The following is an 18,860-nucleotide window of genomic DNA, read 5'->3' on the forward strand; positions in this document are numbered from 1 at the left end:
GCAGGGTCTCCTCCGCGTAGAGCACCCCGCTCAGGCGACCCAGCACCGCCGACAGATTCGGGGCCTCGACCCCCCCGGGATCCCGGTCCCGGTCGAGCGGCCGGGTCATGTCACACCTTCTACCGCTCCAGGTGCACGTGTCTGCTCCATGCAGCACTGAGAGATCCGAGCCCGGCCTCGGTCGCGCAGCTCGAGAGATGCGGCGGCTGACGTCGAGACCGGGCCACGAGCGCTCCGCATGACGTCGGCCACCTTCTGCAGGACGCCGGCCGGCATCCGCAGGGTGGGCCCCTGCGGGAGCATCAACCGGCCGGCTGTGAGAGATCGAACGCGGACATGGCCGCTCCTCGTCCGGCAGGGAGACGGGGAAGCCAGCGGCTTCAGCTTCCGTCGCCCTCAGAGCAGGCCAGCGGTCTGCGCCCTTGCCGTCAGCACCGACGTTCCTCGCCGGTTCCCGACTTGTCAACGATCCTTGCGGTAACCATCATTGCGGAAGGCGTGCACGGCGGTGTCGGCCGGCGGACTGTCGCATTCATCGGGTGGGGAGAGTGATCGAGCCATGACAGCCGGAGACGCGGACGCCCAGCCCCCCGATCACCACGGCGAGGAGGTCGACGCCACTCACGGGCCTTCCGGTCAGGATCCGACACTTCGGGCGCTGGAGGACCTCGTCAGTGCGGCCGAACAGGTCTCACGGATGACCGCGCAGGTCATCACCCGGGCCGCACAGATCCGTGCCCGCCGTCTCGACGGCCTGTCCTATCGCGAGATCGTCAGCGGCGAGGACCTTCCGCTCATCGCGGCAGTGCTCACCGAGAACGTCCAGCGCCTCGAGGCGGCGGGCACCCGCTTCCGACAAGCCGAGGCGCATGCCCTGCACGAAGAGGGGATGACCATGGAGGAGATCGGCCGGCTCTTCGGGCTCACGCGCCAACGCATCTCCGCGCTCCTCCGGGGTGTGTCTCACCCACCGGACCGACCGGCGAGCTGACTGCGCCGCGGGTCCGCGGCCCTCCCCCGCATGACCTCACACCGAGGGACTTCACCGGGCCCGGTGACTGGTCGGGTCGGACCCCGCGGTCGTCCCAGAAGCCGGATGGGAGTGGCAGCAGCAACCGGTCGTGACCAGGTGGGCCGGTGGAACGCCATCGTGACGATGGGCCGACACTCCGCCAGACGAGGACGGGAGCACGTCCGGTGTGCAGCCGTAGGCGTGTGCCCGTGTCCTGCGCCCCCTCGGACAGAACCGGGGTCTCTCGACCATCAGTCGTGGGCGCTGCTTCTTCCACTGGAGCCGGGTGAAGCCGCGTGACCACCCGCAGGGCGCGCGCTGGTGGCAGCTCCCAGTTGACTCGGGTCAAGGCCTGACCGCGGCAGCGGCGGATGCTCGCTGCGGCGAGACAGGTGCACGAACGGGAGGGGACGTCGACGCCGCGGTCGCTCCGGCTTCGTCCGGGTCGGCCGTGAGTTCCGAGCCCGGTGCGCCACGGGGCCGCCCGCGTCGTCCGCACCGTCACCGGCCGGCAGATCCGCGGCTCCGGTCGGGGTCCGCTTCCGGAGCCGGATGCCTGCGCCGGGCATCGCCGACCCGACGGCGCCCAGCGTCCGGCGCACCGGCGGTACGTGCCGGAGCAGTCGCTTCGGGGTCGCCGACAGGACGCCGCTCATGTGCTCGAGCGGCCCACGCAGGCCACCGGCGATGCGCGGCGCCGCAGTCGCCGTCCGCGCCGCCGCACGGCGTAGCCGACCGGCGGCGCCTGCGGGAGGCGGAGGCATGGACACGGCTTGGCGCCGGAGTGCGGGCGCCGCCCTCTTCTCCCGTTCCCAGCGCGAGGTCGAGCTACGGGCCAGCCAAATCACCAGCGCCGTCACGATGAGGAACCCGAGGGCCGACACGGTCAGCCACGACACGACGGGCTCACCCCCCGTTGCGGCCACAGACGTTCCGGTTCTCGGCCGTCCCGACCGGCAGGCATGCTCACGATCCCCCCGCTGGGCGTCGGCAACAAGGAGACGGCGTCGGAACGCCCTCAACCGTTATGAAGCGTTGCAGTGCCGGCCGTCCACGCGACTCGGCCGAGCGTCGGCGACCCCAGGCGCGAGTGCAGCGCCTCGTCTCCCGGACACCGACATGAAGCCACGGCCGTCCCTGGGACACCGGCATGAACCCACGGCCGGCGGCCGAGGCAGTTGGTCTCGCAGCGGCCGAGCGCTGGCCGACGCGCGCGCGGGGTCCGGGCGATGTGCAGGGAGGCCGGGCCACATGGCCCGTCGAAGGGAGCACCACGCGCCACCTCCGCGCCGGTCTGCAGCGATGAGTGTCCCGCTGCGTGTGAGGCGCATGTTCCGCGTCCGCACTGTCCGGGCCTCCTGGGCATCCAGCCGTTCGCGGACCCAGCCGCGGGGTAACTGCGTCACCATGGCGTGACACCTTCTGCACGCCCTTGCCGGAAGGAGCAGGCGATGGCCGAGAACGCGCCCGCAGCCGACTGGGAGGAACACGACCACGAACGGCTGGTGCACACCCATCGGCACTTCCACGTCACCCACAACCACAACGAGATGACCGGGGGCTTCGAGCATCTGAGTTCCGCGCACGAGCACGAGCACGATCACGCCCCGCTGCACCACGCCCACGTGCCGCACCGGGACTTCGACCACGAGCACGCCGGCGAAGCGCACGTCCACGACCACGACCAGCCCTCTGCACCCGGAGAGGCCCGCTGATCGCAGTCGAACCCGCTGGCGCAGGCTCAGGGCCAGGTCGGCGGCGACGACCGTCGGAGTGCCGGAAGACTTCGATCGTCCGGCCCTCCACCGCCACGTCGACCACCTGCAGGTCCGGCCACCGGCGGAGCCACAGCGTCCGCTCCCCCGCGGCCCCTCCTGAGGAGGCTGCGGTCCAGTCGGACGCCGGCGTGCGACGGCGGCCGCGCGCATACGGCGACGCGACCTGTCACCGGTCGAGCTGCTGGACGACGGCCATGGGCTCAGCGCGCTCGACGTCCCGCACGACCAGCAGATGCGCACCCACGTCCACGACCAGATCCGGCAGGTGCTGCGGACGCTGACCTGCTGGTCACGCCCACCCTCGCCACCCTCCCCGTCCCCGACGCCGAGGACGGCGACCCGGGTGGACTCCAGCAGCGTCGAGCGCCCCCTACGAGCGGATCCGTCCGCGGCGCGACGCCTACGCCCGCTGCGCGGAGCGTTCGCTCGGCTGACTCAGAGCCGGTACACCCGCCGGGCGTTCTCGGAGCCGATGAGGCGCAGCACGCGCTCGGCGTCGTGCAACGCCCACTCCCCCTCCTGCACCCACTGCCCGACGACGCGGCTGACGCCACGCCGCCACAGCAGCGCCCCGAGGAAGTGCAGCTCGCTCGGCCCCCACGCGTCGGAGGAGTACAGCTGCTTGGTGAACGGCGCCACCTCCAGCGACTCGGCGATCACCTGCGGGCTCTGGCTGCCGACGTAGTTGATCCCCAGCCCGATGTCGAAATAGACGTTGTCGAACATCTGGGCCAGGTAGCCGGCCTCCCGGTGGAACGGGTAGTTGTGCAGCAGCATCACCGGGACACCGCTCGGCTCGACCCGGCGCAGCCACGGCATCAGGAGCAGCGGGTTCGCCCGGTGCAGGTCCAGGTCCGGATCGCCGTACCCGCTGTGCAGCTGGAGGGGCAGAGCGCGGTCCACGCCGCACCACAGCAGGTAGCGCAGGAGGACCGGGTCGTCGACCCGCACGCGGCCGTCCGCGGCGCGCAGCTGGCGCTCGACGGCCCGTACGACGTCGTCGTCACCCGGGCGAGCCGGGTCGACGTCGAAGCCGGCGCGGTAGGCGATGATGCTCTTCGTCCCGACCGCCGAGCGGGTCGCGTCGGCGAGAGCGGAGGGGTACTGCGCGACGAAGGCGGCCCCGGAGTCGACCGATGCCAGGAGCTGCTCGGCCACCGTCTCCAGCCGGACGACCTCCCGCGCCTCGGCCCCGGCGACGTCGGCGTGCTCCTCCGGCGTCAGGACGGCGTCCCCGAGGTACCCGGTCTCGACGAGGTACGTCGGGGTGCCGGCCGCGCCCAGGAGACGCCGGTTCACCTCCTCCTCCCCCAGCGCGCACCGGTGCTCCCAGTACTCGTCCGCGCGAGCGTGCGGCTCCAGGCCGAGAACGGGGGCGCACCACCGCCGGATGGCGAAGCCGACCTGCGAGTCGAAAGCGGTTCCGGCGGAGTGCGGCCGCGGGCCCTCGGTGATCATCGACTCGAACGTGGGGCGGTCGACCGACGCCCGCAGCGCCCCGTGGACGTGGTGGTCGACCAGCGGGAGGCCCGCCGCCACCTCGCCCAGGGGCCCGCCGTACGCCTGCGGATCCATCGTCACCATCCCGCGTACGGAGCGATCTGCGCGTCGCTGACCTTGCCGTCGGCCGCCTCCTGGATGCCCTGCGCGAGCAGCTCCACGGCCCGGTCGACCTCGGCGTCGGTGATCACCAGCGGCGGGGTCACCTCCAGGACGTTCCCGCCCACGTAGAAGACGACGCCGCCGAGCTCCCAGACCCGGTACACGGCCCGGGCGGCCAGGTCGGGCGCCCGGTCCCGGTTGCCCCGGTCGGTCACGAGGTCCACGCCGACGGCCAGGCCGCGGCCGCGCACGTCGCCGACGACGTCGAGGTGCTCGGTGGCCTGCCGCAGGCCCTCCCGGAGCCGGTCGCCCGCGTCGGCGGCCCGCTCCACGAGACCCTCCGCCTTCATGGTCGCCAGGACGGCCCGGGCCACCGCCGTGCTGTAGGGGTTGCCGGCCTGGGTCAGCAGCGCCGACGCGGCCGGCTCGTCGAGGACGCCCGCGGGGCCGACCGCCGCGGAGATCGGCACGCCCGCGCCCAGGGACTTCCCGAAGGTCACGATGTCCGGGGTGATCCCGTCGTGCTCGAAGGCGTGCCAGGTCCCCGGCCGGCCGAGCCCGACCTTCACCTCGTCGCAGACGAGCAGGGTGCCGGCCGCGCTGCAGCGAGCGGCGACCTCGGCGAGGAAGCCGTCGGGCGGGACGACGAGCCCGCCGTCGGAGAGGATCGGCTCGACGAGCAGGCAGGCGACGTCGCCGCCGGCGAGGGCCTCCTCCAGCTGCGCGAGGACGTCCTCGTAGCGCTCCGGTGCCCGGTAGGGGTCCGGATAGGGCGTGAAGCGCACGTGCTGGTCCCTGGCAACGCTGCCGGCGTCGACGTGGACGCCGGAGGCCTTCATCGCGATCCCGATGCCGCCGTGGTAGCTGTGCTCGAAGGCCAGCACGGTGGGTCGGCCGGTGGCGTGCACCGCGCTGCGGATGGCGACGTCGTTGGCGTCGGAGCCGGCGTGGCCGAAGTAGACCCGCCGGTCCCCGGAGCCGGGCGTGAGGTCGAGCAGGTCCTCGGCCAGCGCGACGGCGTCCTCGTGGACGGCGCTGAGCGCGCCCGCTCCGGGCGGCGCGCTCGCCGCCCGGAGCAGGGCCTCGCGCACCGCCGGATGCCCGTGGCCCAGGCCGCACGCGGTCCAGGTCGCGGACAGGTCCAGCAGCCGGCGGCCACCGGCCTCGACCAGCCAGGAGCCCTGGCCGGACTCCAGCGCGAGAGGGAAGAACCGCAGCTTCTCGACCCCGGCGACGACCCGGTCCCGCGCGTACAGCCGCTCGGCGGCCGGGGACACCGGGGCAGGCGGCATCAGCGGGCCTCGGTGTCGGCGAAGGTGTGGTCCCGGTCGACGTCCTCCAGCTCGCGGGTGAGCGACGCGCCGATCCGCTGGGCCAGCCCGCCGGCGACCAGCGCCACGACCAGCCCGATCACGACCCAGCCGATGGCGACGAACGCCGGGGACAGCCCCGTCGCGTCCTTCACGCTGTAGCCGATGACGACCAGGATGAACAGGCCGCCCAGGGCGGGCAGCACCAGCTCGGCGGCCCGGACGCTGATCTGCCGCCGCCGCCACGCGGCGAACAGCGCCACCTCGACCAGCAGGTAGACGAACAGCAGGCAGGTGGCGCCGACGACCGCGAAGAAGAAGTACGCGTCGATCGCCGCGTCGCCGGTGCCCATGACCGGCCACCCGGTCAGCCACGTCAGCAGGTTCACCACGATGCCGACGGCGGCCATCGCCACGACGGCGTTGCGCGGGATGCGGTGGACCCGGTCGATCTCGGCGAACTGCCGCGGGCCGAAGCCGTCGCGGGCCAGCGCCATGGCCAGCCGCGCCGACGCCGCCACCGACGAGAGGTTGGAGGCGAACGCCGACAGCACGGCCGTGACCAGGAGCAGCAGCGCGAACCAGTGCCCGACGTAGCCCTCCCCGAGGTCGCCGAGGGTGTTCCCGGAGCCCTGGAAGGCCGCCAGGCCGTCCTCGTCGGTGCCGAAGCCGATCGTCTGGGCGAACATGACCACGACGAACAGGACACCGGTGAGCAGCACGGAACCGAACAGGGCGCGCGGGATGTTGCGACGGGGACTGTCGGTCTCCTCGCCCAGGGCGGCGCAGGCCTCGAATCCGGCCCAGGACAGGAAGGCCGCCACCACGGCGGCGAGCACCGCCCCGAGGCCCACGCCGTCCGGGGTGAACGTGGAGACGTCGACGCCGGTCGAGTCGGCGCCGCCCTGGCCGAAGATCGCGATGACCAGGACGAGCATGGCGGCGATGCCGAGGCCCTCGATGGCCAGCAGCGACCGCGACACCGTGGTCGTGTCCCGGGTGTTCATGTAGCCGGTGACCAGCAGGCACGCCACGGCCGCGATCCCGTAGCCGAGGCTGGTGCCGGCGTCGAACAGCGAGCCCAGCAGCGCGTTGAGGAACGCCCCGAAGACCGCGGCCGTGCAGATGGTGAAGAACAGGTAGGTGCCGAAGAGCGCGAAGCCCGCCACGAAGCCGGCGCGCGGCCCGAGCGTCGCGCCGACGAGGGCGTAGGCGCTGCCCGCGTGGTTGTAGCGCTGGGTCAGCCGGATGAAGCCGTACGCGACCAGGGCCACGCCGAGGAAGCCCAGGAGGAACACGAGCGGAACGGCTTTGCCGACCGTGCCGATGATCCCCTGCCCGTTGCCGGCCATGGCCAGCGTGGGGCCCATGAGGCCGAGTGAGAGCGCGAGCGCCTCCCACAGTCGCAGCTTCCGCTTCGCCATGTCACTCCTCGATTCGGTGCGTGGTGGACAACGTGGTCGGGCAGGGGCGGTTCAGGAGGACCAGGCGAACCTGGTCAGCGCGTGGGCGTCCTCGCCCGCGTATAGCGAGGACTCGTACCGGCGCACGGCCGCCACGGCCGCGTGCAGTTCCGGGCCGAGGACGTCGCGGACCGCGTCGCTCTTCTCGAAGAGCTCGATGCGCCCGGCCGCGTCGTGGGGCAGCGGCACCGCGTCCGCGGCGCGGGCCTGCTCCGGGGAGAGCTCCGCCGGGTCGACGGTGACGGCGTCCGGCAGGTCCAGCCGGCCCTCGATGCCCCGGGCGGCGAAGCCGAGGACCAGGCCGGTCGCCAGGTAGGTGTTGGCCCCGGCGTCGACGCACTTCACCTCGACGTTCGCCCCGTGCGGGTTGCCGTTGTTGGCCAGCAGGAGGCGGACGGCGGCCTCACGGTTCTCCACGCCCCAGCAGGCGAAGGCACCGGACCAGTGCCCCGGCTGCAGCCGATCCCCGGAGACGACCGTGCCGGCCAGCACCGCGATGGCCCCGGGCAGGTGGCGCACGATGCCGGCGATCGCGGAGGCGCCGTCGTGCGTCAGGTCCTCGGCGAGCGGACCGCCGGCCAGGAGCGGAACCCCGTCCCGGGTCAGCGAGACGTGCATGTGGGCGCCGTTGCCCGAGCCGCCGGGGAAGGGCACCGGCGAGAAGCTGACGCGCAGCCCGTGGTCCCGGCAGGTCCGGCCGATGACGGCCCGCGCGAGCAGCACGTCGTCGGCGGCCGTGACCGGCGCGCGGGGAGGCAGGGAGATCTCGAACTGACCGAGCCCGTACTCGGCGTGGATCTGCTCGACCGGGACACCCGCGGCGTCCAGCCGCTCGCAGAGATCCGCGGCGAACTCGCTGAGCTCGCTGTACACGCCCGCCCCGTAGCAGGGCCAGCCGTCGCGCGCCCCCAGCGGGCGCCCGGCGTCGTCCAGGAGGACGAACTCGAGCTCGTTGCCGACCCGGGCCTCGATGCCCAGCGACGCCAGCCGGTCGACCTGCCGGCGGGCGACGCTGCGCCAGCAGTACGGGGACAGCTGACCGTCCTGGTCGCGCACGTCCGCGGGGGCCCAGCCGAACCCGTGGTCGAGCACGACCGCGCGCTCCAGGTCCGCGGTCAGCCGCAGATCGCCGACGACACCCAGCTCGGGAGTCATGGCGATGCCGTTGTCCACGCAGAACACCGGCCACGTCAGCGAGGCCCCCATGCCGGAGCGCGCGAACGACTCGATGCGCCGTGCCGGCACCGTCTTGGCGCGGATCACCCCGCCGGAGTCGCTCACGACACCGGTCAGGGTCCGGGCACCGGCGTTCCGGAGCCGCTCGGCGTGGCGCTCGACGTCCGTCCGGGCCGGGAGGTCGCTCGCGGGGACTGGGACCACTTGACGCACCCGTTTCGTGAGGAGAATTCTCCGGACCTATGTAACCTCCGTTACACGGCCGCGTCTTTATACCGGTCGTCGAACGCCATTGAGAAGGGGTGTCGTCAACTTGTGTCGGTTGCTGGGCTACGTGTCCGAGAGGCCGGAGTCCGCCGTCGAGGGTCTCGGTGCGGCGGAGTTCCAGACCTTCACCTCGCTGTCGGCCCTGCACGGGGACGGCTGGGGGATGGCGTGGTGCCAGCCCGGCGGAGGCAGCATCGAGGCGACCACCTCACCGATGTCGGCGGCCGACGACCCCGCCTACTTCGAACTGGCGGAGCGGCCCCTGGGCTCGGCCGGGCTGGTGCACCTGCGCTGGGCCACGGACGGACTCGTCGTCCACCCGATGAACACCCACCCCTTCACCGACGGCAGCTACGCGCTGGCGCACAACGGCAGCATCTCGCCGATCGAGACCCTGGAGGGCCTGCTGTCGGACGCCGGCCGGGCGCGGCTGAAGGGCACCACCGACAGCGAGCGCTACTTCCGCCTCGTCCTGGACTGCATCGAGGCGGACGGGGACGAGCGGGCCGGGCTGGTCCGCGCGGTCGGCACGCTCCACGAGCACTTCCCCCAGGCGAGTCTCAACGCGCTCTTCCTGACACCCACGCGCCTCTACGCGGTGCACGTCAACAGCCGGGCGGCGACCCCGCTGGACGACCTCCGGGAACTGTTCGGGTCCGACGACGCGATGCCGCACGGGCACGCCTCTGCGTACTTCGACATGGCGTACAAGGTCTCGCCCACCGCTGTGCACGTGATCTCCAGCGGGCTGCCGGACGAGGGCTGGACGCCGGTCCCGAGCGACAGCATCCTCGCCATCGACCTGACCACCCGCGAGATCGAGGTGCTCGACCCCCGGACCGTGACCTCTGGACGGTGACCCGGTGTCCATCGGCGACGCCCTGAAGGCCGGCCTGTCGTCCTTCAGCCCGCAGGAGCGACGGGTCGCGCGGGTGCTGCTCGCCGACTACCCCCGGGCGGCTCTCGGCACCAGTGCGGAGCTCGCCGCGGCGGCCGGCGTGAGCCCGCCGACCGTCGTGCGCTTCGCCCGCAGCCTCGGCCATTCCGGCTTCCCGGCCCTGCAGCAGGCGTTGCTGGACGAGCTGTCCCAGCGCGTCGCCTCCCCCCTGTCGCTCTACGAGGGCACCCGGGCAGACCGTGCCGAGGGGCACTGGCTCGACCGCGGGGTACAGGTGGCGACGGCCTCCATCACGCAGTCCCTGACCGCCATCCCCCAGGCCGAACTCGACGCCGCGGTCACGCTCCTGGCCGATCCCCGGATGCGGATCACGGCCGTGGGGGGCCGGTTCTCCGGTTACCTCGCCGGCTACCTCGCGCGCCACCTGCGGCAGATCCGCACCAACGTCTCGGCACCGGACGACGGACACACCATCGACGCGGCGGACGTGATCGACGCCGACCGGCGCGACGTGTTCGTCCTGTACGACTTCCGGCGCTACCAGACGACGACGGTGGAGCGCGCCACCGAGCTGGCCGACGCCGGCGCGCACATCATCTGCATCACCGACGAGTGGCTCTCCCCCGTCGCGCAGGTGGCCGAGGTCGTCCTGCCCACCTCGGTGCGGTCCACGGGTGCCTTCGACTCGGCCGCGGCCGCGTTCGTGCTCACCGAGCTGCTGGTCGACGCGGTGCTCGACCGCCTCGGGCCGGCCGCCGTCGAGCGCATGAGCCGCTGGGAGACCGCCAGCGCCCACGAGGTGCTCGGCTGACGGCACGGCCAAGGGTCGCCGGGCCCGCGCCGGACCCTGTCATGACCCGCGCCACCCGGCCGAGCCGACCCGCGACCCCGAGCCGCGGTGCGACCTCCCTCGCCCTCCGCAGCCGGCCGGGAGCCCTCGGGCGCCTTCCCGACGGCCTATCGCGGCTCGGACCCGACCGGCTCCGCCGGGTCGTCGAGCGGCTCGCCGGCCGGGTCGGCCCGCCGACCGGCGCGCGCGTCCAGCCATGCCTGCCACTCGGACCGCTCGTTCCCGCCCGCGCCGGTCGCGCCGATCAGCAGGAACACCACCGCGACGGCGACCAGGACCAGCAGGACGGCCAGGATGTGCTGCCAGCCGAACAGCAGAGGAACGGTCATGCCCCCCGGAGCCTGCGGGCTGCTGACGTACGTCATGCGGAGAGCGTGCGCGACGCCACGGGTTCCGGAACGCCCGTCGCCGGTGGTGTCACTCCCCTGGGCGAGGTCCGCACCAGGCGCCCATCCGCCACGGTCGCCGGATCGTGCGCCGACCTCGCCACTCCGGGTGAGGCGCGGGCCGCGCCCGGCGGCCGATGCGCGCCGGGCACCGTAGCGTCCCCGTCCTCGGACCCGACTGCGTGGGGAGGCGGGAGGAATGGGGCTCGAACCGCACGTCGACGACCGGACCGGCGGTCCCGCGACCGCGCCCGGACCACTCGTGGCGACCGGGCCGCGGAACCGCAGGCGTCCCAACGTCTCCGGTGACCTGCCCACCGTCCTCCAGGCCGGTCCCATGTTCCGGCGCGTCCCGGCTGGTTACGACCGGTTCCAGGTCGACACCTACGTCCAGTGGGCGGAGGACGAGCTCGCCACCGCCGACCGCGAGCACGAGGACCTGCTCGCGCGTCACCTCGACACCCGGGCCGCCCTCGAGGAGGCCCGGGAGCTGCTCTCCCACTCGACGTCCGGCGGGGAGTTCCTCCAGCTGTCCCGCCGGATCGGATCGATGCTGGCGCGGGCCGCCGACGAGGCCGAGAGCATGCGGGCGGACGCGGAGGCCGACCGGGCCGCCGCCACCGCGCAGGCCGCGGAGGCGGCCGCCTGTGCGGCACGGGCCCTCGCCGACGCGGAGGCCGAGGCGCGGCGGATGGTCGCCGAGGCAGCCACCCGCGTGGAGGACATGACCGCCACGGCCGCCCGCATCGTCGCCGACGCCGAGCGGACGAGCGCGGACGTGCGGGCGGAGGCCGAGGCGGCGCTCGCGGAGGCGCGGGCGGTCGAGCAGCGCGCCGAGGAGCACGCCGACCGGATCCGGCAGCAGGCGGGACAGGACGCGGCCGCGGCCCGGCTGCGGGCCCGCGACGAGGTCGTCCGGATGCTGGCCACCGGACGGGACGAGCGGCGTCGGGCGGACGCCGAGGCGGCCGCAGCCAGGGAACGCCTCGACCAGGAGGCCGCCGGGCGTCGGACGGTCCTCCTGGCGGAGGTGGCACAACTCGAGCGCCGGCGGGCCGCCCTCGCCGCCGAGCTGCACCGGCCGGCCGCCCCGGTCACCACGTCGTCCGACGCCCTCCGCCTGCACCGCCGTCGACACCTCGGCTGGATCCAGGACCACCTGCGCTCCCACCCGGGCGGCTGGGGATCCGCGCCGCGTCCGTCGGTCGCCGCGCCGGACGCCTCGACGGGCGCCTGACGCGGGCGAGGCCGCGGGCTGCCGCTCCGCGCGGGCGACTCACCCGGGCCACCGGGGGACGGCGGCGCGGGGCCGAACTGCGCCTAACCTCGGTCCGTGGGGTTCACGGTTCCCGACGCGCACCTCCTGGCGTTGCAGGCGCACGAAGGTCAGGTGGACCAGCAGGGCCGCGACTACTACCTCGCCCACTTGCAGCCCGTCGCCCGGGCCCTGCGGCCGTACGGCCCGCACGCGGAGATGGCCGGAGCGCTCCACGACATCGTCGAGGACACCCGCGACCATCCCGATCCGGCCCGCCGCTACGACCTGGACCGGCTGCGCGACCTGGGCGTCCCGGAGATCGTCGTCGAGGCGATCGACGCGGTCACCCGGCGCCCCGGCGAGCCCTACATCTCGGGCTCGATCCGCCGGGCGGCCGCCCACCCCCTCGGCCGCCTGGTGAAGCTCGCCGACAACAAGCACAACCTGGCTGCCAACGCCGAACTGGCCGAGGTGGACCCGGAGAAGGCGCGCCGGCTGCGCGAAGGCCGCTACCGCCCGGCGCGGCGGATCCTGCTCGCCGCCGAGGCCGCCGACCCCCGGAACGGGCGCCGCATCCTCTTCTGATCGGCCCGCTCCCCCGGCGGGGTACAGCAGAGCGGCCGGACGGCCGGGCGGCGGTCCGGCCCACCGGCCGTTCGCGTGCGGTCAGTCCGCCGCGGCGCCCGCCCCGACGACCACGCGGACCGGAGCCACCGCGGCGGTGGGCGCCGTGGACGGCCGGGCGGCCAGCACCCGCCACGCGATGCCGGGGGCCATCAACCGCTCGGGGCGGTCGAGGAGGTTGACCACCCGGAGGAAGGCACGCCCGACCACGGGGTCGTGCTCGGCCGCTCGGTGCAGCCGTTCCAGATAGGCGTTCACCGTCCGCACCTTCGCCGTCCGGCGGCCCGCCACTCCGGGGAAGCGCAGGTCCGCGCCCACGGAGATGTCCCACGGGATGTCGACGATCCGCGCGGCACTGCCGAGGAACCGGCCGGCCAGCCCGCCGGTTCCCTCCCGCAGGCACTCCCGCAGCAGCAGGGCCTCGAGCGCCGCCACCGTCATGCCCTGGCCGTACACCGGGTTGAAGCTGGAGATCGCGTCGCCGAACACGAGATAGCCCTCGGGGAACCGGTGCAGCCGCTCATAGCGGCGACGGGTGCTGGCGAGGTAGCGGAAGCGCAGCGGGTCCGACAGCGGCTCGGCGTCCCGGATCAGCTCGTGGATCGCCGGTGAGGGGAGCGTCGAGGCGAACGCGGTGTACCCGTCGTGGTCGAGCGGAGCGGCGTCGCCGAGCATCCCGCCGATCGACACGATCCACCGGTCGCCCTCCTGGGGGATGGCGACGCCACCGCGCGGGTTCGCGAGGGTGCCGGCGATCGCCACGCCCTGTGGAGCGTCCTCCGCACGGCGGTACGACCGGGACGCGTAGGTGAGCCCGACCTCCACCCGTTCGGTCGCCGGCGCCGGGTAGCCGAGCGCCGCCAGCCACTGCGGTCCCCGGGAGCCCCGGCCGGTGGCGTCGACGACCAGGTCGGCGGCGACGATCTCCTCGGTGCGGCTGTCGCCGCGGCGCAGCACCCGGAGACCGGTGACCCGCCGGCCGTCGCCCGAGGCCGTGAGGCCCGCCGCGTCGCAGGAGTCCGCGACGGTCACGTTGGGGAGCGCCCGCACCCGGGCACGGAGCGCGGACTCCAGCAGGGGGCGGCTGACGCCCAGCGCCGTCAGTCCCGACGGCGCCTGGCACAGCAGCCGGCCGCCGTTGATCCACCGGAACCCCGACTGCAGATCGGTCGGCGGCACGCCGTACCCGATCAGCTCGTCGGTGAGCCCGGGGAAGAGCTCCTCGAGGGCCTCCCGCCCACGGGCCAGCAGGCCGTGCGCGTGCCGCCCCTGCGGCACGCCCCGGCGGGCGGTCGCACCACCGGGGAGGCCGACGTCGGGCAGGGGGTCGCGCTCCACGACCGTCACGTGGGCGTAGGCCTCGCTGAGGGCGCGGGCGGCGACCAGCCCGCCCATGCTGGCACCCACGACGACGGCGTGATCGGTGTGCTCGGACATCGTCTTCCTCCCTGGTTGTGCCTGTGGTGGGGAGGTCGCGATGCCCGAGCGGGATACCCGGTCGACGACGATGGAGTGCGCCGCCGTCCGCCTGCTGGAGCCCCGCGGGAGAGCCGGCCGGGCGGCCCGGGCCCGCTCCGAGTCACCCCGAAGGACAACAGGCCCTCATCGAATGCCTGCCCGGGGCGCTGTTCCTTGCATACTGACGCCCCGTCTCGTCGGTCTCTTGCAAGGACGTGAGCGCATGGACGACCTCGACCGCCGCATCGTGGGGTGCCTGCTCCGCAACGCGCGCGCGACCTTCGCCGAGATCGGCGAGGAGGTCAGCCTGTCGGCACCGGCGGTGAAGCGCCGGGTGGACCGGCTGGTGGCCTCGGGCACGATCCGCGGCTTCACCGTCCTGATCGATCCCGCGGTCCTGGGCTGGCAGACCGAGGCCTACGTCGAGATCTACTGCAAGGGCACCGTCTCGCCCGGCGACCTGCGGCGGAGCCTGGAGGCCGTGCCGGAGGTGGTGGGCGCGTGCACGGTCTCGGGCTCGGCCGACGCGCTGGTCCACGTCCTGGCCTCGGACGTCCGCCACCTGGAGCAGGCGCTGGAGCGCATCCGGGACGAGCACAACGTCGACCACACGGAGAGCGTCATCGTCCTCTCCCGCCTCATCGACCGCTCCCGGACCTGAGCCCCGCACCCTCGGCCTGCCCCGTCCGGGGCCGGCGCCCTCAGGCCAGGACGACGAGGAGGTCGCCGCCCTCCACCTGCTGCACGGGGCCGATGGCCACGCGCTCGACGGTGCCGGCCACCGGTGCGGTGATCGCGGCCTCCATCTTCATCGCCTCGATGGTCGCGATCGCCTGCCCGGCCTCGACCGCGTCACCCTCCGCGACCTTGAGCGTCACGACGCCGGCGAAGGGCGCCCCCACGTGACCGGGCCGGCCGCGGTCGGCCTTCTCGGCGGCCTTGACCTGGGCGTCCACGGAGCGGTCGCGGACCGTCACCGGGCGGAGCTGGCCGTTGAGGGTGCACATGACCGTGCGCATGCCGCGCTCGTCGGGGTCGCCGACCGCCTCCACGCCCATCAGCAGGGTCACCCCCGGCTCGAGGTCCACGGCGTGCTCGTCACCGGGCCGCAGCCCGTAGAGGAACTCCTTCGTGGGCAGCACCGAGACGTCGCCGTACTGCTCGCGGTGCGCCTCGAACTCCCGCGTGGGTCCCGGGAAGAGCAGCCGGTTCAGGGTCGTCCGGGGCTGCTCGGCCAGCCCCCGCACGTCGTCGTCGGTCAGCTCCGCCGGTGGCGCGGCCGGACGGCGGCCCTCCAGCGCCCGCGACCGGAACGGCTCGGGCCAGCCGCCGGGCGGGTCGCCCAGCTCCCCGCGGAGGAAGCCGATCACCGAGTCGGGCAGGTCGTACGTGCCCGGGTTCTTGGCGAAGTCGTCGGGTGCCACCCCCGCTCCGACCAGCTGGAGGGCGAGGTCCCCGACGACCTTGGACGACGGGGTGACCTTCACCAGGCGGCCGAGCAGCCGGTCGGCGGCGGCGTAGGCGTCCTCCACCTCCTCGAACCGCTGCCCCAGGCCGAGGGCGATGGCCTGCTGGCGCAGGTTGGACAGCTGCCCACCGGGGATCTCGTGGGTGTACACCCGGCCGGTGGGCGCGGGCAGGCCCGACTCGAACGGCGCGTAGATCCGCCGGACCGCCTCCCAGTAGGGCTCCAGGTCGTTGACCGCCCGCAGCTCCAGGCCGGTGACCCGCTCGGTCGCGTCGGTCGCGGCGACGATCGCCGACAGCGGCGGCTGGCTGGTGGTGCCAGCCATGGAGGCGACCGCGCCGTCGACGGCGTCCACGCCCGCCTGCCACGCGGCCAGCAGCGTCGCGAGCTGGCCGCCGGCCGTGTCGTGGGTGTGCAGGTGCACCGGCAGGTCGAACCGCTCCCGCAGCGCGGTGACCAGACGGGCGGCGGCCGGTGGCCGCAGGAGCCCGGCCATGTCCTTGATCGCCAGCACGTGGGCGCCGGCACCGACGATCTGCTCAGCCAGCCGCAGGTAGTAGTCGAGGGTGTAGAGGTCCTCGCCCGGATCGGCGAGGTCGCCGGTGTAGCACAGCGCCACCTCGGCCACCGCCGTGCCCGTCTCCCGGACGGCGTCGATGGCCGGGCGCATCTGTGCGACGTCGTTGAGCGCGTCGAACACCCGGAAGACGTCGATGCCGGTCGTCGCGGCCTCGCGCACGAAGGCGTCGGTCACCTGCTCCGGGTAGGGCGTGTAGCCGACGGTGTTGCGGCCGCGCAGCAGCATCTGCAGGCAGACGTTGGGCACCGCCTCGCGCAGCGCCGCGAGCCGCTCCCACGGGTCCTCGTGCAGGAACCGCAGCGCCACGTCGTAGGTCGCCCCGCCCCAGCACTCCAGGCTCAGCAGCTGCGGCGTCGTCCGGGCCACGTGGCCGGCCACGGCGAGCAGGTCCTTGGTGCGCACCCGGGTGGCCAGCAGCGACTGGTGCGCGTCCCGGAACGTGGTGTCGGTGACCGCGAGGGCCGTCTGCTCCCGGAGGTCGGCGGCGAACCGCTCCGGGCCGAGCGACAGCAGCCGCTGCCGGGAGCCGTCCGGTGCCGCCCGGCGCTGGTCGACCGGGGGCAGCTTCTCCAGCGGGTCGACCAGGTGCGGCCGCTCGCCGTGCGGCCGGTTGACGGTCACGTCGGCCAGGTAGGTGAGCAGCTTGGTGCCGCGGTCGGCCGACGACCGGGCGGTGAGCAGGTGGGGCCGTTCCTCGATGAACGACGTCGTCACCCGCCCGGCGCGGAAGTCCGGGTCGTCGAGCAGCGCCTGGAGGAACGGGATGTTGGTGGCCACACCACGGATCCGGAACTCCGCCACCGCCCGCCGCGCCCGGGCGACCGCGATGCCGAAGTCACGGCCGCGGCACGTCAGCTTCACCAGCATCGAGTCGAAGTGCGCGCCCACCTCGGCGCCCAGCGCCGAGCCGCCGTCCAGCCGCACCCCTGCGCCGCCCGGGGAGCGGTAGGCGGTGATCCGGCCGGTGTCCGGGCGGAAGCCGTTGGCGGGGTCCTCGGTGGTGATCCGGCACTGCAGCGCCGCGCCGCGCAACTGGATCGTCTCCTGGGCCAGGCCCAGGTCGGCCAGGGTCTCCCCCGCCGCGATCCGCAGCTGCGACTGCACCAGGTCGACGTCGGTCACCTCCTCGGTGACCGTGTGCTCGACCTGGATGCGCGGGTTCATCTCGATGAACACGTGCCGGCCCTGCCCGTCGAGCAGGAACTCCACGGTGCCGGCGTTGACGTAGCCGATGGCCCGGGCGAAGGCGACCGCGTCGGCGCAGATCCGCTCCCGCAGCTCCGGGTCCAGGTGCGGGGCGGGCGCCAGCTCCACCACCTTCTGGTGCCGGCGCTGCACCGAGCAGTCCCGCTCGTAGAGGTGGACGACGCCCCCGGCACCGTCGGCGAGGATCTGCACCTCGATGTGCCGCGGGTCGACGACGGCCTGCTCGAGGAAGACCGTCGGGTCACCGAACGCCGACTCCGCCTCCCGCATCGCCGCCTGGACGGCCGCGGGCAGCTCGTCCGGCTCCGCGACCCGGCGCATCCCGCGGCCGCCACCACCGGCGACGGCCTTGACGAACACCGGGAACGGCAGCTCCTCCGCCGCGGCCAGCAGCGTGCCGACGTCGTCGCTGGGCTCGGTGGAGGCCAGTACCGGCAGCCCTGCCTCCCGGGCGGCGGCGATGGCCCGCGCCTTGTTCCCCGTCAGCTCGAGCACCGCCGCCGGCGGCCCGACGAACGTGATCCCCGCCCGGGCGCACGCCTCGGCCAGGTCCGGGTTCTCCGACAGGAATCCGTAGCCGGGGTACACCGCGTCCGCGCCCGCCCGCTGCGCGGCAGCCACGATCTCGCCCACGGAGAGGTAGGCCCGGACCGGATGCCCGGCCTCGCCGATCTGGTAGCTCTCGTCCGCCTTGAGCCGGTGCACGGAGTTGCGGTCCTCCCACGGGAAGACCGCGACCGTGCCGGCGCCCAGCTCGTACGCGGCCCGGAACGCCCGGACGGCGATCTCGCCCCGGTTGGCCACGAGCACCTTGGTGAACATCTCGCCCCTCGCTGCCTGTCGTCGTCGAGCACGAGCCACCGCGGAGACGCGCGACCCGCCATGCCGGGGATCGCACCGGACGACGTCCGCCCGGTGCTCCCGCGTCGACGGCCGAGGACGGACGTGCGATCCCTCGTGGCCGTCGTACGCGGACCCCGTGATGAAACCGGACTCCTCGCGGGAGAGGAAGGTGCTGGGGTCGCTACGCCGGCGACCCGGACCCGATCCGGCCCACCGGAGCTGCGCCGGGCGCTCCCTGGCCTGGGCCGCCGACCGCGCGACGCCGCCGCGGGCGAGTCGGCCCCGCTGGCCGTCTGCTCGACCGGCGAAGCCTCGGTCGGCAGGGGGCGCAGGCCGGCCCCGACGACCTCGGGGCCCGGGATACCCGAGCGGCCGGTGTTCATGTCCCGGGATCCGCACCTTCCGTCCGGCGCCGGTCCCTGGACGGGGACCGCCGTCCAGGAGCGGATGCTCCTCCGTCGTCCGGGAACACGCTGCCGTCGGCCGTCGCCGGTCCGGGGAGCGGGCAGCGGCCGCCCCACCTCAGCCGGACGGCGGCCTCCCGCCACCCGGCTGGTCCCCCGGACCCGGAGGGTGGCGGCGGGTCGGCCAGGATCCCCGGTAGGGGATGTCGCAGGGCAGGTTCAGCTCGGCGAGGCGCTCGTTGAGGGCCAGGGCCAGGATGTCGTACTGGTGGTCGTC

Annotated in this window: 14 protein-coding genes; 7 read left to right on the top strand and 7 right to left on the bottom strand. The window is 74.1% G+C overall.

Annotated features, from left to right (window positions below; all coding sequences use genetic code 11):
- The first annotated feature begins 697 nt into the window (after positions 1-697).
- Together ACFSHS_RS17490 and ACFSHS_RS17495 are read left to right on the top strand one after the other, a co-directional pair.
- Positions 698-991 (top strand): hypothetical protein, encoded by a 294-nt coding sequence (locus ACFSHS_RS17490; RefSeq protein ID WP_376878821.1) that lies wholly within the window; start codon positions 698-700, stop codon positions 989-991.
- A 1,472-nt stretch (positions 992-2,463) separates the two neighbouring features.
- Positions 2,464-2,727: a hypothetical protein gene (locus ACFSHS_RS17495; protein WP_376878823.1), complete on the top strand. Its 264-nt coding sequence runs from the start codon at positions 2,464-2,466 to the stop codon at positions 2,725-2,727.
- Positions 2,728-3,225: 498 nt separating this feature from the next.
- Here the strand turns inward: ACFSHS_RS17495 and ACFSHS_RS17500 are convergent, their stop codons facing one another.
- Genes ACFSHS_RS17500 through ACFSHS_RS17515 form a run of 4 tightly spaced genes read right to left on the bottom strand, consistent with a single transcriptional unit; the run spans position 3,226 to position 8,545 of the window.
- Complete coding sequence (locus ACFSHS_RS17500; protein WP_376878825.1) at positions 3,226-4,365, bottom strand: amidohydrolase family protein; 1,140 nt, start codon at positions 4,363-4,365, stop codon at positions 3,226-3,228.
- Positions 4,366-4,367: 2 nt separating this feature from the next.
- Positions 4,368-5,684, bottom strand: coding sequence for an aspartate aminotransferase family protein (locus ACFSHS_RS17505; RefSeq protein ID WP_376878827.1), 1,317 nt, complete (start codon positions 5,682-5,684; stop codon positions 4,368-4,370).
- On the bottom strand, positions 5,684-7,126 hold the full coding sequence (locus tag ACFSHS_RS17510) for an APC family permease (RefSeq protein WP_376878829.1): 1,443 nt from the start codon (positions 7,124-7,126) through the stop codon (positions 5,684-5,686). The genes ACFSHS_RS17505 and ACFSHS_RS17510 overlap by 1 nt, the downstream gene beginning before the upstream one ends.
- Before the next feature lie 51 nt (positions 7,127-7,177).
- On the bottom strand, positions 7,178-8,545 hold the full coding sequence (locus tag ACFSHS_RS17515; RefSeq protein ID WP_376878831.1) for a type I glutamate--ammonia ligase: 1,368 nt from the start codon (positions 8,543-8,545) through the stop codon (positions 7,178-7,180).
- Between the two features lie 16 nt (positions 8,546-8,561).
- On the opposite strand from ACFSHS_RS17515, the gene ACFSHS_RS17520 reads away from it, so the two are divergent.
- Positions 8,562-9,467 carry a class II glutamine amidotransferase gene (locus tag ACFSHS_RS17520; protein WP_376878833.1) on the top strand — a complete coding sequence of 302 codons (906 nt, stop codon included), beginning with the start codon at positions 8,562-8,564 and terminating at the stop codon, positions 9,465-9,467.
- Positions 9,468-9,471: 4 nt separating this feature from the next.
- Positions 9,472-10,317, top strand: coding sequence for a MurR/RpiR family transcriptional regulator (locus tag ACFSHS_RS17525; protein ID WP_376878835.1), 846 nt, complete (start codon positions 9,472-9,474; stop codon positions 10,315-10,317).
- A gap of 146 nt (positions 10,318-10,463) precedes the next feature.
- Here ACFSHS_RS17525 and ACFSHS_RS17530 read toward each other — a convergent pair whose 3' ends face one another.
- Positions 10,464-10,721, bottom strand: coding sequence for a hypothetical protein (locus ACFSHS_RS17530; protein WP_376878837.1), 258 nt, complete (start codon positions 10,719-10,721; stop codon positions 10,464-10,466).
- Positions 10,722-10,941: 220 nt separating this feature from the next.
- Here ACFSHS_RS17530 and ACFSHS_RS17535 point away from each other — a divergent pair, with 220 nt between their 5' ends.
- Positions 10,942-11,979: a hypothetical protein gene (locus ACFSHS_RS17535; protein ID WP_376878839.1), complete on the top strand. Its 1,038-nt coding sequence runs from the start codon at positions 10,942-10,944 to the stop codon at positions 11,977-11,979.
- Between the two features lie 96 nt (positions 11,980-12,075).
- Positions 12,076-12,585, top strand: coding sequence for an HD domain-containing protein (locus ACFSHS_RS17540; RefSeq protein ID WP_376878841.1), 510 nt, complete (start codon positions 12,076-12,078; stop codon positions 12,583-12,585).
- Positions 12,586-12,666: 81 nt separating this feature from the next.
- Here the strand turns inward: ACFSHS_RS17540 and ACFSHS_RS17545 are convergent, their stop codons facing one another.
- Positions 12,667-14,061 carry an FAD-dependent oxidoreductase gene (locus ACFSHS_RS17545; RefSeq protein WP_376878843.1) on the bottom strand — a complete coding sequence of 465 codons (1,395 nt, stop codon included), beginning with the start codon at positions 14,059-14,061 and terminating at the stop codon, positions 12,667-12,669.
- Between the two features lie 244 nt (positions 14,062-14,305).
- On the opposite strand from ACFSHS_RS17545, the gene ACFSHS_RS17550 reads away from it, so the two are divergent.
- Positions 14,306-14,743, top strand: coding sequence for an Lrp/AsnC family transcriptional regulator (locus ACFSHS_RS17550; protein WP_376878845.1), 438 nt, complete (start codon positions 14,306-14,308; stop codon positions 14,741-14,743).
- Between the two features lie 40 nt (positions 14,744-14,783).
- Here ACFSHS_RS17550 and ACFSHS_RS17555 read toward each other — a convergent pair whose 3' ends face one another.
- Entirely contained in the window at positions 14,784-18,158 is a 3,375-nt protein-coding gene (locus tag ACFSHS_RS17555) for a pyruvate carboxylase (protein WP_376878847.1), read from the bottom strand.
- Between the last annotated feature and the right edge of the window lie 702 nt (positions 18,159-18,860).

The sequence above is a fragment of the Blastococcus deserti genome (assembly GCF_042682525.1).
GTDB classification, from domain to species: Bacteria; Actinomycetota; Actinomycetes; order Mycobacteriales; family Geodermatophilaceae; genus Blastococcus_B; species Blastococcus_B deserti.

Excerpts from the sequence above, each read along its gene's own strand:
- ACFSHS_RS17535 (WP_376878839.1), top strand. The coding sequence starts at position 10,942 with ATGGGGCTCGAACCGCACGTCGACGACCGGACCGGCGGTCCCGCGACC.
- ACFSHS_RS17510 (WP_376878829.1), bottom strand. The coding sequence starts at position 7,126 with ATGGCGAAGCGGAAGCTGCGACTGTGGGAGGCGCTCGCGCTCTCACTC.
- ACFSHS_RS17505 (WP_376878827.1), bottom strand. The coding sequence starts at position 5,684 with ATGCCGCCTGCCCCGGTGTCCCCGGCCGCCGAGCGGCTGTACGCGCGG.
- ACFSHS_RS17555 (WP_376878847.1), bottom strand. The coding sequence starts at position 18,158 with ATGTTCACCAAGGTGCTCGTGGCCAACCGGGGCGAGATCGCCGTCCGG.
- ACFSHS_RS17495 (WP_376878823.1), top strand. The coding sequence starts at position 2,464 with ATGGCCGAGAACGCGCCCGCAGCCGACTGGGAGGAACACGACCACGAA.
- ACFSHS_RS17530 (WP_376878837.1), bottom strand. The coding sequence starts at position 10,721 with ATGACGTACGTCAGCAGCCCGCAGGCTCCGGGGGGCATGACCGTTCCT.
- ACFSHS_RS17545 (WP_376878843.1), bottom strand. The coding sequence starts at position 14,061 with ATGTCCGAGCACACCGATCACGCCGTCGTCGTGGGTGCCAGCATGGGC.
- ACFSHS_RS17490 (WP_376878821.1), top strand. The coding sequence starts at position 698 with ATGACCGCGCAGGTCATCACCCGGGCCGCACAGATCCGTGCCCGCCGT.
- ACFSHS_RS17500 (WP_376878825.1), bottom strand. The coding sequence starts at position 4,365 with ATGGATCCGCAGGCGTACGGCGGGCCCCTGGGCGAGGTGGCGGCGGGC.
- ACFSHS_RS17550 (WP_376878845.1), top strand. The coding sequence starts at position 14,306 with ATGGACGACCTCGACCGCCGCATCGTGGGGTGCCTGCTCCGCAACGCG.